Source organism: Ensifer sp. ENS03 (genome assembly GCF_014852035.1).
In the GTDB taxonomy this organism is placed as follows: Bacteria; Pseudomonadota; Alphaproteobacteria; order Rhizobiales; family Rhizobiaceae; genus Ensifer; species Ensifer adhaerens.
This window is the reverse complement of the sequence record NZ_JACVAV010000002.1, coordinates 951,925-965,874: the sequence shown is the minus strand read 5'-3', so window position 1 is coordinate 965,874 and position 13,950 is coordinate 951,925. Positions and strand designations below refer to the sequence as shown.

The window sequence follows — 13,950 nt, the reverse complement described above, 5'->3', positions numbered from 1 at the left end:
CCCTTGGCCTACATGCGGTTGATCGTCCGCAGCATCAATTGCACTTCGCGCTGGGCTGCCGGCGACAATGTCTCCACTTCGGTGAGCCAGAATTTTTCGGCTTCCGGCGGCTCGTCTTCCCAGCTTCTGACCGATGTTTCGTTATCATCGATGACGACGCGACGGTGACCGCCAAGACGCAGATACTCGTCCGCCAGTTCGCGGGCGTGGGTTTTTTCCATAGCCGCTCCTCCGCTAGCAATGGTCGCTGCCCGCAAGCCGCTTGGGCGCGGCCAAGGGCGCGCAACCTTTATCCCGAGAGTGTACACCCGGCGAAAGGCGATTTTAAGAAATGATGGTGTTTGGCCGGTTTCGTCCGGTCAGACAAACTCGATGACCTTGCTCTCGAAACGGATCACCGCTTCGCCGTGCTGGTTTTCGCCTTCGCACAGGATCGTGTTGACCCGCCAGCCGGGCTTTGAAGCAAACGACCGGCTTTCAAGAAACGTGACGAAGTAGGTGACCGTGTCGTCGGCATAGACGGGCTTCAGCCATTTCAGGTCACGAAATCCGGGTGAGGGGCCGAGGTTCGGCGCCTTCAGGCCTTCCGCGGCAAGCCGCCGCTGCTCGTTTCGCCAGAACTTGACGAAGCACTGCATCCACCCGGCGCAGGTATGCCAGCCCGAGGCACAAAGGCCGCCAAACAGCGAATGCCGCGCCGCTTCCGCATCGAGATGGAAGGGTTGGGGGTCGAAGTCGGTGGCAAACCGGATGATGTCCTCGGCCGTAAAGGTCAGGCTGCCGATCACGGTCCGGCTCTTGGCCGCGTAGAATTCTTCCATCGTCATCATCAGGCTTTGCCCTTGTCGCGGCAGCGAAAGAGAACCGAGCATTCGGAAACCGCCACGGGTTCACCGGCCTGGTTATTGATTTCGTTTCGGAATTTGACGATGCCGAGATCGGGTTTCGACTTCGAACGGCGCGCCTCCAGCACGAGGCTGAAGCCCGAGAGCACGTCACCGGCAATGACCGGCTTCCTCCAATCCATGAAATCGATGCCGGGCGAGCCCTGGGACGTGGAATTTCCCATGAAGGCATCGAGCATCATGCGCATGCCGATGGCGCTGGTGTGCCAGCCGGAGGCGGCGAGACCACCAAGAATGCTGCGTTTTCCCGCTTCCTCGTCGAGGTGCATCGGCTGCTGATCGAATTCGTTGGCAAACGCGATCATCTCCGGTGGCTTCATCTCGACCGGCTTGTAGTCGAACCGCCGGCCTTCGGAAAAATCCTCGAAGTAGAGCATGCTTGCCTTGTCCCGTCTGATTTGTTGCCGCATTACCTACTGCATAATCTCCGGAAGCGGAATCGATTTGAGCGGAGATGCGCAACATCGCAGGTCGCTCGCGACGTTTCGCGGTTGCGCTTGGCTCTTGTCCATGCAACCAGCTGATAATCCGTCCCATCCGCTCGTGTCTTGACTGAGGAAAGCGCGTGACCGAACTGAACAGAGCGCTCGCGGGCGCAGCCGAAAAAGGCATCATATCCGCGCATCAGGTGCGCGATCTCGAAGTCTATCTGGCTGATCGCGGCTTCCGTTTCGGACCGGCGGCATCGGATGCCGCGGCCGACAGGGCCGACGCCGCGCTCGATGCGCGGGCGGCGGAAGACAGCGAACAGCCGCGCTTTATCAGAGGCTTTCACGACATCCTGATCACCATCGGCATCGTGGTCGTGCTCATCGGCCTGTGGGGCCTGACCGGTCCGCTTGCAACGCTGCCGGTCATTCTCGTGCTTGCGGAAATTCTCGTGCGGCGCCAGCGTCTGGCGCTGCCTTCGGTGGTGCTGACGCTCGCGCTCGTCCATTGGGTCGCAATGACGTCGATGTGGCTGGTGGACGATCATGAGGACACCTGGCACCCGCTTACCTTCACCCTGGTCTACGTTGCGACCTTCCCGATCCCGCTGGCGCTGTTCTACTGGCGCTATCGCGTTCCGCTTGCGCTGGCCGGTCTGGTGCTGTCGATCGCGCTCACCTGCGTGGTGGCGGTCCTGCTCGCATTCGAGAGGGCCCTCGGTATCGACGTGGCCAACCCCGATTACGTCCTGCTGCTTCCATTGACCCTGCTCGTCGGGGCACTGGCTGTCTTCGCGATCGCCATGCGCTACGACGTTTCGGACCCGCAGCGGCTCACCACCCGTTCGGACATCGCCTTCTGGCTGCATCTCGCAGCCGCGCCGGCTCTGCTTTACTCGCTGATGGGACTGGTGTTCCTGGTCAATGGCGGTGCAACGTGGTGGGACGGACAGGCGAGCTTCAATCAGGCCACTTCCGCCATTGTGATCGTCGCCGTGTTCATGCTGGTCGGGCTCGTCATCGACCGCCGCGCCTTCGTCACATCGGGGCTGTTGTCGCTGGGCGGCGCGATCTGGACCGTGCTGAGCAAGACCAATGCATCGCTCGACAGTTACGCCTTCATCGCCCTTGCGGTCGTCGGGGTAACGGTCTTGTTCATCGGCATTTTCTGGCAGCGGCTGCGCCGCATGGTCATCGACCTCTTGCCGGAAACGATAACGGCGCGGTTGCATGCCGCGCCGTAGTATCAAGTTCTGATGCGCTCCGATCCCGCGCCTTGAGTGCGGGATCAGACCGACAGGTCTTACGTGTTGAAGCGGAAGTGGATGACGTCGCCGTCCTGGACGACGTATTCCTTGCCTTCGTCGCGGGCCTTGCCGGCTTCCTTGGCGCCCACTTCGCCGCCAAGTGCGATGTAGTCTTCAAAGGCAATGGTGTTGGCGCGGATGAAGCCGCGCTCGAAGTCGGTGTGGATGACGCCGGCGGCCTGCGGAGCCTTGGTGCCGCGCTGGATTGTCCAGGCACGCGTTTCCTTGGGGCCGACGGTGAAATAGGTTATGAGGTCGAGCAGCTTGTAGCCGGCACGGATCAGTCGGTCGAGACCGGCTTCTTCGAGACCGAGCGCGCTCAGGAACTCCTTGGCTTCTTCCTCCGGCAGTTGCGCCACTTCCGACTCGATGGCAGCGGAGATCACGACGCTTTCCGCCCCTTGCGCCTTGGCCATTTCGGCAACCGCGCGCGTGTGTTCGTTGCCGTCGACGGCATCGCTTTCCGCGACGTTGCAGACATAGAGAACCGGATGGGCGGTCAGGAGGTTGAGGCCCTGCAGGATACGCAGTTCTTCGGCATCGAGCGTCGAAAGCAGCGTGCGGACCGGCTTGCCGTCCTGCAGAAGCTTCAGCGAGGCTTCCATGATCGGAAGCTGTGCCATCGAATCCTTGTCCTTGCCGCCGGCGCGCTTGCGGGTCTGCTCGGTGCGGCGCTCGAGGCTGTCGAGATCGGCGAGCATCAGCTCGGTCTCGATCGTCTCGGCATCGGCGACCGGATTGATGCGGCCTTCGACGTGGGTGATGTCGTCATCCTCGAAGCAGCGCAGCACGTGAACCACGGCGTCGACTTCGCGGATGTTGGCGAGGAACTGGTTGCCGAGGCCTTCGCCCTTCGACGCGCCGCGCACCAGGCCGGCGATATCGACGAAGGAGATGCGCGTCGGGATGATTTCCTTCGACTTCGCGATGTCGGCCAGCTTGCGCATGCGCGGATCCGGCACCGCCACTTCGCCGGTGTTCGGCTCGATGGTGCAGAAGGGATAGTTGGCCGCTTGCGCCGCTGCCGTCTTGGTGAGTGCGTTGAAGAGCGTGGACTTGCCGACGTTCGGCAGTCCGACAATACCGCATTTGAAGCCCATGGGGTCTCGTCCGTATCTTAAAATTCCGTTGGCGTGGCTATGCGGGAAGGGCGCTCCCCGGTCAAGGGCGCAGGCCCTGTTCACGGTAAATAAGGGGTCGAGGCCGTTGAACGCGTGCTCTTCGGGCCGCATATGCGCTCGGATTTCCGCCGGCCCTGTTCGGCGGCCAAGAAATTGAGGAGCCCCGCATTGATCGACCAGAAGTTCTTGTTTCCGCGCGTGCCGGTTGCCGTCGTCGATATTGGCGACACACTCGAGGCGCTGTTGATCCGCGCGACGCTCGAAAGCATGGGCGCCGTCGTCACGCTGCATCTGACGGGGACACCAGGCGATTTCCTGACCTTGCTCGCTGGCGGCGAGCTCGTTCACCAGCACCTGATCATTTCCGGCCACGGCGACGAGAACGGCTTCGTCTTTGGCGAATACATCGAGGAAATCGACACCTCGATGCTCATCGAGGGCAGCCTGCCGCCCGCCGTTATCGCCGAACATGCCAGGCTTGACGGCAAGATCGTGCTCAGCACCTGCTGCGAGACCGGTGGCAAGCGCTATGGCGATGCCTTTGTCGAAAAGGGAGGGGCGGCCCTCTACGTTGCGCCTGACGGCTCGCCGGAGGGAGCGGACGCGCCGCTTTTCGTGCATTGCTTCTTCCATGCGTTGCTGGCGCGCAAGCAAGAAGCAAGGGCGGCGCTGGAAAAAGCCCGCTCCTATGACCAAGCAGCAGCGATGTTCGTCGGCCATTGGGGGAGGCGCTGATCTCCGCCTGCGTCCGTGCGCTTGCTTTTGCTTGATCGGCACCTGCGCCCGTAGGATAGTGCGCCTTCGGCGCCGGTGCGTCTGACGGTGCGCCGAGGCGGTTCTGCCCCGCGGTGGTGCCGGTCAATCTGTCATCAACGGGGTGGTTCCGATGAGTGACAACGAGGTTGCCAGAAAAGTCAAAGTAAGGGTGAAGCCGAAGCTCGATCGGCCGAAGCTTTACAGGGTCATGCTGCTCAATGACGATTACACGCCGCGCGAGTTCGTCGTCGGCGTGCTCAAGGCCGTGTTCCATATGAGCGAGGAGGCGGGCTACCGGGTGATGATGACGGCCCACAAGATGGGGAGCTGCGTGGTGGTCGTCTGCGCCCGCGACATCGCCGAAACCAAGGCCAAGGAAGCAACCGATCTCGCCAAGGAAGCGGGTTTCCCTCTGCTTTTCACCACCGAGCCAGAGGACTAGCAGGCCTCATGAATAGTGAGTGGCAGCCGGAGAACTGCCCGGCGGCCATCGGCCTGCCTCATGGCTTCCTGTGCAGGCGAAGCGGCTTGCTCGCTTCGCGCTCGATCGTGCCCTTGGCTTCGAGATCGAGCTGTACAGCCTTTAGCCACCAGCCCGCCTTCGCTCCGCCGGGGAAAAGGTCCTGCGGCAGCAACGGCAGCAGCTGCTCCTTCGCGTCCGCCACGCTCAGGCCCGGTGCTGAGGGCGGCAGCACCGCGAGCAGGGCTTCACGCATCGCCTCGTATTTCACCCGGTCGACGCGGTACTTGTGGCCGGGCGAGACGATGTTTTCGATCTCGATCTTCTCAGCCTGGGATGCCATTGGCCTCGCCTTTCACATAGTCGATCTTCGGCGCCTTGAATCCCATCGCCGCCCAGGCGGTCAAAAGCCGCCACATGAAGCGGCCCGAATGTGTCTTGTAGCTCGGCAGCGTGTCGGCAAACTCGACGCCGGCCTTGCGATCCTTCGTCATCGTGCGCATTTCGAGCGGCGGCTGTTCGTCCGGGGCAAAACGCTGATTGTAGACGCTCAGCCAGTGACCGCCCTTGAATTCCAGGAATATGGCCGAGTTGCAGCAGCTGGCGATGACCCGGCGCGTCGGCGCTTCCGGCGTCAGCCGGTGTTCGCGCAGAAGGTCGCTGCCCCTGACGCAGCGGATCCGGTCCTTGCGGTAGAGCGCAAACCGCGTCGAGCCGTCGGCTTCCATGACCGGCGACGCCTCCGGCAAGGCCTCGAAACGCTCGCCGGCGGTGCGGCAACTGGTGCAGTAGCAGGCGGCGCCGACGATCGGCTCGCCGGCGGCTTCAAAGGCAACTAACCCGCAGCGGCAGGCGGCAATGCGATGTCTTTCCTGTGGTTTGGCCATGGCCATCTCCTGATCCGACTTCACTAACTAGACTGGACCGTCCAGTTTGATTTGTCAATCCGACTGGCCTATTCTGTAAGCCAAGTGATTTGGTGAGATACGGCAGGGGGAGGGCAGGTTTGAGCAACGGCGCAAAGACGCGCATGGAGCGCACCCGCAAACTGATCGTGGCTGCAGCCAGTGATCTCTTTCTCAAGCACGGCTTTCTCGGCACTAACATGGACGAGATCGCCGCGACGGCGGAGGTGTCGAAGCAGACGGTTTATTCCCATTTCCAGAACAAGGAGGCGCTGTTTCTCGAAGTCGTGCGCAGCATGACGGGGGGAGCAGGCGACGAATTCCAGGAGCAGGTGGCCGATCCCGATGGCGACGAGCGGATCGAGGACTTCCTGCTCGACTATGCCACGCAGTTGCTGACGATCGTGATGACGCCGCGGCTGATGCAGGTTCGCCGTCTCGTCATCGCCGAGGTGGAGCGGTTTCCGCAGCTTGGCGAAGCGCTGCACGAGCGCGGGCCGATGCGCTCGATCCGGCGGCTGGCGGTCGCCTTCAGGCGCTATGGCGAGAAGGGCGACATTCGGGTGAAGGACGCCGAGGTCGCCGGCGGGTTCTTCAACTGGCTGGTCATGGGCGGGCCGGTAAATGACGCCATGCTGCTCGGAGACAGCGCCATTCCGACGCCGGAGGTGCTCCGAGCCCATGCGGCGGAGGCGGTGCGGATCTTTCTGGCGGCCCATAGGCCCGGGTAATGGATGGATACGGACTGCGCTGAGGCGCGCCGCCTTCACGGCAAGTGGGCGTCCCACCATTTGAGCACGCGCATCGCCTTGAGCGTCACCCATCGCGAAGGGGCGTCGACCCCGTCATCGACGTCGAACCACACCCGTCCGGCGGGGCGCCAGTCGAGTGGCCATGCGCCGTTTTCGAGCCGCCTCGAACGCAGATGGCCGATCGCTTCGCTGAGCCGTGGATCAGGTGCCGCACCGTAAAGGAGCGTCGCGGCGCGAAAGTAATCGAGCGCTCGCAGGATGTCGTATCGCCAGCGGCTCGGGTGGCAGAGGCACAGGAAGCGTTCGTCGGCGGCTTTGCCCGTGCTTAAGCGGCGGAAGAGATGGCGCTTGAGCAGATAGTCCTCGCCGGCCCGGCGCGCCGCCTTGGACTGTGGCGTGCCACCGGTCGCCCTTTCGAACGCAAGCAAGCCTTCGAGCACGTTGATGGTGGTGGCAAAGGAGGACCGGAGCGAACCGTTTGCCCGTTCGCAGTTCCAGCCGCCATCGGCCTGCGCCTCGCCGACGAGCCTGTCGACGATCCGCGAAACGTCGACGCCGAAATAGGCGCCGTCGGCAACGGTGCGGCCGTTGATGCACTCCTCGACTTCGCCTTGCCAATAGGGCTGGCCGCCTTCGTCCCAGCGCGAATTGGCGCCGATCAGGTCGACGGTTCGTCGGGCCCGATCGGACGAAGGGTCGAGACCGAACTCCCGCAGCTGCGACAGCGAAAAGCACGTTGCCGTCCAGGGCTGGCCGTGCTCGGTCCACTCGTGCGCGTCGAAACCGGCGGGAATGAAGGCGCCTGCCGCCCATTGCCCATCGTCATCCTGATGCGAGAGAAGCCTGGCGCCCCAGCCTTCGGTCTCCACCTTGGCCCGTTCGGCTTTCCATAGAGACTCTGGGGCGTCCAGCAGGTCGCGCATCACCTGCCAGCGAATTGCGGGATCCGATGCGAGAAGCCAGTCAATCACCGGGTCGGTCACGGGCGTGCTCCAGGCTTGTGCCATCGGGTCGATCTGACCCGTTTCGATTGCACAAGCTAGGGCGCGTTCCGGATTGGGGAAGCTAGTCGTTCTTCGAGCCGAACATCTTCTTCAGCATGTCGGCCATTGGGCCGGTTGCCGGAAGCTTCTTCGGCTGGGCGGAATTGCGCGCCTGGCGGATATGTGATTGCGCGCCCTGCTTCTTCGGGCCTTCAGCCTTTTCCGCCTCCGGCTTGCCGCCGGTCGCGAGCGCGATCTTGTTCAGAAGCTGGGAATCCTCGCCGCGCACCAGCATGTCGGCATTGTCGGCGATGGCGTCGAGCAGGGGCACCAGCCAGGCCTGGTCGGCCTTGGCGAAATCGCCGAGCACATGGGCATGCACCAGATCCTTGACGCCGGGATGGCCGATGCCAAGCCGCATGCGGCGATAGTCCTTGCCGCAATGGGCGTCGATCGACTTGATGCCGTTATGCCCGCCATGGCCGCCGCCAACCTTGATGCGCGCCTTGGCGGACGGCAGGTCGAGTTCATCATAGATGACGGTGATGTCCTTCGGCTGCAGCTTGTAGAAGCGCATGGCCTCGCCGACCGCTTCGCCGGACAGGTTCATGTAGGTCTGCGGTTTCATCAACAGGACGCGCTCGCCGCCGATGTCGCCCTCGGCGATCTCGGCCTTGAACTTCTTCGACCAGGAGGAAAAGCTGTGCCGGCGGTGAATGACGTCAACCGCCATAAAGCCGATATTGTGCCGGTTGGCGGCGTATTTCGAACCTGGATTGCCAAGCCCTACGATGATCAACATGGTGCTGCGCATTCATGATTTCGGGGTGATGCCATCCAAAAACACCGCACCCCCCGGAAGTCAACGCCTATTTCTCCGCCTGCAGGCTGGCATTGGGCTTGAGCCCATATTGCTTGAAGATCACATCCTGGGTGCCGTTGCCGATCAGCCGGTCGAGTTCGTATTGCATGGCGGCGACGATATCGCGGGGAAAGTCGCGATGGCAGGCGATGCCGTAAAGCTTGCCTTCCAGCACCAGCGCGGCCTCCACCGGTTTGCCTTCGCTGCGCATGCTTTCGAAGGTCTTTTCGGACGTCATCAAAAGATCGACCCGGCCGGCGAGCAGCTTTTTCAGGCTGGAGTCGAGATTGGCCGCATAGTCGATCTTGGGGAAGCGGTGCTCCTTGAGATAGGACGCCGAAAAATCCTCGCGCTGCGTGCCCACGGTATATTGGTGCGCGTCCTCCAGCGATGCCGGCGCGATGGCGGATCCGGCCTGCCGGACCATGACCATGTGGTCGATCAGCAGCGGCTCGACCCACTGGAAGTTTCGGTCGCGCTCGGCGTCGTGGCCGGTGGTGAAAACACAATAGGCGGGATCGGTCTCGGCCAGCATGAAAGCCCGCGCCCAGGGTAGAACCTCGATCGTATAGGGCAGCTTCAGGCGCTCCATGATGAGCTTGACCTGGTCGACGGCCGCACCGCTCGGGCCGGCCCCGGTCGAAAAGTTGTAAGGCGGATACTCCTCGGTGACGAACTTGATCGTCTGAGCCTCGGCCGTCGTTGCAAGACCAAGGAATAATGCTGCGATCAGCGCCTTCACATCTTTTCCTCCTCTTCTGCGTCCGCCTTGCGACGGATCCTTCTTTCTATCCCCGGCCTGTGCTCGACCTTAGGCCCCAAAGCTCTCCCGCGCCCCAGGGAACCAGGTGGGTGAACTCATGCCCGCATGCTGGGTGCGGAAGCTGCTTTTGCCTCGGAGTCGCTTTCGAGCATGGCCAGCATCCGGTCGACCGGCATCGGACGGCTGAAGAGATAGCCCTGGCCGCAATCGACGCCGAGCTTGCGCAGCAGCTGCCACTGTTCCTTCGTCTCGATGCCTTCGGCAACGACGGTGCAGCCCATCTGGTGCGAGATCGTGCGGATGCCCTTGATCAGCATGCGGCTCTTGCGGCGGATATCGGCGGTGCCGGAGCTCAGCGACCGGGTGAAGGACTGGTCGACCTTGACGATATCGACCGGGAAACGGTTGAGATAGCTCAGCGACGAATAGCCGGTGCCGAAATCGTCGAGCGCGATGCGGCAGCCGAATTCGTTGAGCTGCTTCAGCACCGAGTGAACTTCCGGATTGTCGAGCATCAGCACCGCTTCGGTGATCTCGACGACGATCCGGCTCGGCGAGATATGATGCTTCAGAAGCAGGGCCGCGAGCTTGTGCGGCAGTGTCAGTTCGAACTGCAGCGGTGAGAAGTTGACAGCGAGATAGGTGTTCTGGGTGCCGTCGAGCTCGGAGATCGCTGCCAGATGGCGGATCGCCTTTTCAAGGATCTGGTCGCCGATGCGGGCGATCATGCCGGTTTCTTCGGCGATGCCGATGATCTTGCCGGGCGCCATCAGGCCCTTTTCCGGGTGGTTGAGGCGCATCAGCGCCTCGAAGCCGGCGATCTGCCCGTCGGCGAGGCTGACGATCGGTTGCAGCCAGGCTTCGAAGTGATCGTCCTTCAGGCCGGCTTCGATGCACTGCTCGATCTCGTGGCGCTCGCGCGAGGCGTCGAGCATGCCGGCGTCGAACACCTGCAGGCCATTCTTGCCGTCGTGCTTGCGCGCATACATCGCCATGTCCGCCTTCAGCAGCAGGTCGGAGGCGTTTTCGGCATGAGTCGGGTAGACGGCGATGCCGACGCTGGCGCTGACGAAAAGCTCGTTGCCGGCGATCGCCATCGGTTCGTGCAGCGCCGTGACGATGCGCTCGCCGATATCGGCCGCAAGGTTCCCGGCGTTCGGATCGGAAAGCAGGATGGCGAATTCGTCGCCACCGAGCCGGGCCATGATGTCGCCGGGCGGCAGGGCGGCCTGTATGAGCTCGACCGTCTGGCGCAGCACTTCGTCGCCGGCGGCATGGCCGAAATTGTCGTTGATCCACTTGAAGCGGTCGAGGTCGATGAACAGGCAGCCGAGCTGCATGCCGCATTGGTCGGCCTCGGTGATCGCCTCGTCGAGCGCGGCCTCGAAGCCCTGGCGGTTCAACAGGCCGGTCAGGTGATCGGTGATCGCCTGGGTGTGGTTGCGGCTTTCCGCCTGCTTCAGTGCGGTCACGTCGGTCATGACCGAGAGCGACAGGCTGCTCTCGCCGGTCGCCTTCGTCTCCTGGATCAGCACGGTCATCGCTTCGCCATCCGCCTTGCGGAAGGGAACGGTCACTTCGCGGATGGCGTGATCGGCAACGGCGATCGTCTTGGCGTGGCTGCGATAGGTTTCGTGCCAGTGCGGATCGACGAAATCGATGAAGTCGCGCCCGACGACGTCGTCGCGGCTGTAGCCGGTCGCCAGCAGCCAATAGTCGCTGACGGCGAGCAGGCGCCCGTCGACATCCAGCGAAAACAGCATCGCCGGCGTCAGATTATAGATGTCGGTGACGCGCTCATGGGCGTTTTTCAGCTCGGTCTCTTCGCGCTCGAGGCGGTCCTGCATCTCGTTGAAGTTGGCGGCGAGTGCGCCCATTTCGTCGTCGGAGGTCCAGTCGACGCGGTGGCGAGACCCGAGCCGGCGCGTAGCCTCGATCGCGGCGGTCAGGCGCATCAGCGGGCGCATCACCGTAAAGCGATTGCCGACGAGCGCAGCGGCAAAGACGATCGCGACCGCAAAAAGCAGGATGGCGAGAATCGCCAGTTCGTCCTTGCTGAATTGCGACAGCAGACCCGGCGTCGGGACCCTGACTTCGATGCGTCCGACCTCTTTCATGCCATCGACCGACTGATAGGAAATGGGCAGGATGAGGACCCGGTCCTTGGTGCTCGGCAACACGCCGCCCAGCGGCATCTGCGCGAGGATCGATCCGGACTGGTCGCGGATGGTGACGGAGAGGATGTCGGTGCCGTTTATCAGCGAACGGGCGATGTGCTTGATGGCGTCACTGTCAAAGTCCCAGATGGGCTTGCCGAGCGCCTCGGCGCTCGCGGCCATCAACAGTTCGATGTTGTGCAGGCGCTCGCGTGCAATGCGATCGCTGGAGATGCTGAGAAAGAGTACAAGCAGCGGGGCAATGAAGACGAGCATCGCGCCGCAGACAATCGCAATAAACCGGTTCTCCACGGAGTGCATCATCGCATGCACGCCTCAGAAGCAGCTGCCACCCATCTCATATCAGGATTCTCTTCAGACAAGCCCATTTTCCCCGTCAGCAGAACATCATCAAAATCTTAAATGTTGCTGAAATCGCTTCATGATAATTCGTGGGGCGCGGCATCGATGCGGCCGGGTGCCGGCGGGCAGCCGCCAATGCAAAAAACCCGCCCCAAACGAATGGGACGGGCTTTCGATGAAGTGCGGCGGGACCGGCTTTCGCCGGTCGCCCAGAGGCCAATCAGGCTTCTGCTTCGCCTTCGGCTTCTTCCTTCACGCCACCGGCCGGTGCAACGATCGTTGCAATGGTGAAGTCGCGATCGGTGATAACCGGGGTCGCGCCCTTCGGCAGCTTGATGTTGGAGATGTGGATGGCGTCGCCGACCTTGAGACCGGAGAGGTCAACGGTCAGGAATTCCGGAATGTCGTTTGCCGAAACGTTGAGTTCGACGTCGTGACGAACGATGTTGAGAACGCCGCCAGCCTTGAGGCCCGGGGACTTCTCTTCGTTTTCGAAGTGAACCGGAACTGCAACGGTAACCTGGCTGTCCTTGGAGACGCGCAGGAAGTCGACATGCATCGTGAAGTCACGGACCGGATCCAGCTGGTAGTCCTTCGGCAGGACGCGGATCTTTTCGCCGTTGACGTCGATGGTTGCGACGGTGGTCATGAAACCGCCGGCGTGGATCTTCATCGTCACTTCCTTGGTGGAGAGCGCGATGGAAAGGGGGGCCTGCTTGTCACCGTAGATGACAGCCGGGATAAGACCGTTGCGACGAAGTTCACGGGAGGACCCCTTACCAACCCGTTCGCGCGTCTCGGCCTTGAGCTCGTAGGATGCGTGGCTCATGGATAGACCTTTCTGTGTCTAATGCTGGAGAGTTCGACCGCCATGCGGAAGAACTGAAGCCGCAAGGACTTCATCCGCGTTGCCTCCAAGGGTGTCTACGCGGACGGGCGCTCCATAGACGAGATCCCCCGCAAATGCAAGCTTTGCCGCGGTTTCAGCTCTTTTTACCGGTGAAACGTGCGAGCGCCAGCATGGCACCGCCGGCAATCAGCCCCCAGAAGGCGCCGGAAACACCGCCGAAGCTGACGCCGGACGCGGTCACCAGGAAGGTGATTGCGGCCGCCTCCCGGGTCTTCGGGTCCGTAAAGGCGGCCATGGCGGAGCCGGCGAAGGCACCGACGAGGGCAAGGCCCGCCACAGCCTCGATCAGAATCGACGGCGCAAGTCTGACGAAGGTCGTGACGACGCCGGCAAGCAGGCCGAAGAGGATGTAGAAGGCACCGGCATTGATCGCCGACCAGTAGCGCCGGTTGCGATCCGGATGGGAATCGCCGCCGGCGCACATGGCAGCCGTGATTGCAGCCAGATTGACCGCATGGCCGCCGAAGGGGGCGCTCAACATCGAAAAGACGCCGGTCGTCGCAAACAGCGGTCCCGGCTCCGGGTGATAGTCGTTGACCTTCAGCACGGCGATGCCGGGAATGTTCTGCGAGGCCATGGTGACGATGAAGAGCGGCAGGGCGATGCTGATCATGGCCGCGACGTTGAGCTGCGGGATCACGAATTCCACGGTCGGTACCAGCGCCGAGGAGAGGGCGGAAAAGGCGCCGGCCGGGATTTCGACGCCGAAGGTGATGACCAGCACGAAGGCGATCAGCGCGGCGGGCACCGCATAGAGCTTGTTGATGCTGCCGACGAGTGCCCAGGCGAGCAGGATCGGCAGGCCGAAAAGCGGATTGAAGGCGATCGCCTTGACCGGGGCAAAACAGAGGCTGAGCAGCACGCCGGCCAGCATCGCATTGGCGAGCGGCGCCGGGATGGAGGAGACCAGGCGGCCGAGCGGTTTCCAGAGGCCGGCGACGACGACGAGCAGGCCGCAGACGAGAAAGGCGCCGACAGCGGCATTAAAGCCACCTTCGACGATGCCCGCGCTCGCAAGCAAGGCGGCGCCCGGCGTCGACCAGGCAATGCTGACCGGCAGCCGCGTCACGGCGCTGATGACGATGGCGCAGAGGCCCATCGAGATCGACAGCGCCATCAGCCCGGAGGCAGCCTGCGCTTCGCTGGCGCCGACGCCGATGAGCCCATGCAGCACGACGGCAAAGGAACTGGCGAAGCCGACGAAGGCGATCAGCAGGCCCATGAACAGGCTCTGGAGCGAAAAGTCACGAAGCATGGCGGCAACCGGCTGTTGTGAGGT

Annotated in this window: 16 protein-coding genes; 4 read left to right on the top strand and 12 right to left on the bottom strand. The window is 62.7% G+C overall.

Annotation, left to right across the window (positions count from 1 at the left end):
* Positions 1 to 8: 8 nt before the first annotated feature.
* From IB263_RS11475 to IB263_RS11465, 3 genes are all read right to left on the bottom strand, one after another.
* Complete coding sequence (locus tag IB263_RS11475; RefSeq protein WP_060518722.1) at positions 9 to 221, bottom strand: hypothetical protein; 213 nt, start codon at positions 219 to 221, stop codon at positions 9 to 11.
* A gap of 138 nt (positions 222 to 359) precedes the next feature.
* On the bottom strand, positions 360 to 830 hold the full coding sequence (locus IB263_RS11470) for a MaoC family dehydratase (RefSeq protein ID WP_192438589.1): 471 nt from the start codon (positions 828 to 830) through the stop codon (positions 360 to 362).
* Positions 830 to 1,282, bottom strand: a complete 453-nt coding sequence (locus IB263_RS11465) for a MaoC family dehydratase (RefSeq protein ID WP_034789044.1) — start codon at positions 1,280 to 1,282, stop codon at positions 830 to 832. The genes IB263_RS11470 and IB263_RS11465 overlap by 1 nt, the downstream gene beginning before the upstream one ends.
* A 188-nt stretch (positions 1,283 to 1,470) precedes the next feature.
* On the opposite strand from IB263_RS11465, the gene IB263_RS11460 reads away from it, so the two are divergent.
* The gene (locus IB263_RS11460) at positions 1,471 to 2,577 is read left to right on the top strand and encodes a hypothetical protein (RefSeq protein WP_192438504.1); all 1,107 of its coding nucleotides are present in this window, start codon (positions 1,471 to 1,473) and stop codon (positions 2,575 to 2,577) included.
* A 59-nt stretch (positions 2,578 to 2,636) separates the two neighbouring features.
* Here the strand turns inward: IB263_RS11460 and ychF are convergent, their stop codons facing one another.
* Positions 2,637 to 3,740 carry a redox-regulated ATPase YchF gene (gene ychF / locus IB263_RS11455; RefSeq protein WP_034788804.1) on the bottom strand — a complete coding sequence of 368 codons (1,104 nt, stop codon included), beginning with the start codon at positions 3,738 to 3,740 and terminating at the stop codon, positions 2,637 to 2,639.
* 189 nt (positions 3,741 to 3,929) lie between these two features.
* Here ychF and IB263_RS11450 point away from each other — a divergent pair, with 189 nt between their 5' ends.
* Together IB263_RS11450 and clpS are read left to right on the top strand one after the other, a co-directional pair.
* A complete protein-coding gene (locus tag IB263_RS11450) occupies positions 3,930 to 4,496 on the top strand; it encodes a hypothetical protein (RefSeq protein ID WP_192438503.1) in 567 nt (188 codons plus the stop codon).
* A gap of 151 nt (positions 4,497 to 4,647) precedes the next feature.
* On the top strand, positions 4,648 to 4,959 hold the full coding sequence (gene clpS / locus IB263_RS11445) for an ATP-dependent Clp protease adapter ClpS (RefSeq protein ID WP_034788786.1): 312 nt from the start codon (positions 4,648 to 4,650) through the stop codon (positions 4,957 to 4,959).
* Between the two features lie 58 nt (positions 4,960 to 5,017).
* Here clpS and IB263_RS11440 read toward each other — a convergent pair whose 3' ends face one another.
* Positions 5,018 to 5,320 (bottom strand): hypothetical protein, encoded by a 303-nt coding sequence (locus IB263_RS11440; protein WP_060581749.1) that lies wholly within the window; start codon positions 5,318 to 5,320, stop codon positions 5,018 to 5,020.
* A complete protein-coding gene (locus IB263_RS11435; RefSeq protein ID WP_246810367.1) occupies positions 5,304 to 5,864 on the bottom strand; it encodes a GFA family protein in 561 nt (186 codons plus the stop codon). The genes IB263_RS11440 and IB263_RS11435 overlap by 17 nt, the downstream gene beginning before the upstream one ends.
* Before the next feature lie 119 nt (positions 5,865 to 5,983).
* Here IB263_RS11435 and IB263_RS11430 point away from each other — a divergent pair, with 119 nt between their 5' ends.
* Positions 5,984 to 6,613 carry a TetR/AcrR family transcriptional regulator gene (locus tag IB263_RS11430; protein WP_234824508.1) on the top strand — a complete coding sequence of 210 codons (630 nt, stop codon included), beginning with the start codon at positions 5,984 to 5,986 and terminating at the stop codon, positions 6,611 to 6,613.
* 35 nt (positions 6,614 to 6,648) lie between these two features.
* Here the strand turns inward: IB263_RS11430 and IB263_RS11425 are convergent, their stop codons facing one another.
* The 6 genes from IB263_RS11425 to IB263_RS11400 form a co-directional block, all read right to left on the bottom strand.
* Entirely contained in the window at positions 6,649 to 7,641 is a 993-nt protein-coding gene (locus IB263_RS11425) for a squalene cyclase (RefSeq protein WP_112772266.1), read from the bottom strand.
* A 58-nt stretch (positions 7,642 to 7,699) separates the two neighbouring features.
* Positions 7,700 to 8,419 (bottom strand): aminoacyl-tRNA hydrolase, encoded by a 720-nt coding sequence (gene pth, locus IB263_RS11420; RefSeq protein WP_034789041.1) that lies wholly within the window; start codon positions 8,417 to 8,419, stop codon positions 7,700 to 7,702.
* A gap of 67 nt (positions 8,420 to 8,486) precedes the next feature.
* Complete coding sequence (locus IB263_RS11415) at positions 8,487 to 9,221, bottom strand: ABC transporter substrate-binding protein (protein ID WP_034788770.1); 735 nt, start codon at positions 9,219 to 9,221, stop codon at positions 8,487 to 8,489.
* Positions 9,222 to 9,337: 116 nt separating this feature from the next.
* The gene (locus IB263_RS11410; protein ID WP_192438502.1) at positions 9,338 to 11,722 is read right to left on the bottom strand and encodes a bifunctional diguanylate cyclase/phosphodiesterase; all 2,385 of its coding nucleotides are present in this window, start codon (positions 11,720 to 11,722) and stop codon (positions 9,338 to 9,340) included.
* A 259-nt stretch (positions 11,723 to 11,981) separates the two neighbouring features.
* Positions 11,982 to 12,590 (bottom strand): 50S ribosomal protein L25/general stress protein Ctc, encoded by a 609-nt coding sequence (locus IB263_RS11405; RefSeq protein ID WP_034788765.1) that lies wholly within the window; start codon positions 12,588 to 12,590, stop codon positions 11,982 to 11,984.
* Between the two features lie 154 nt (positions 12,591 to 12,744).
* A complete protein-coding gene (locus IB263_RS11400; protein ID WP_192438501.1) occupies positions 12,745 to 13,926 on the bottom strand; it encodes a benzoate/H(+) symporter BenE family transporter in 1,182 nt (393 codons plus the stop codon).
* Between the last annotated feature and the right edge of the window lie 24 nt (positions 13,927 to 13,950).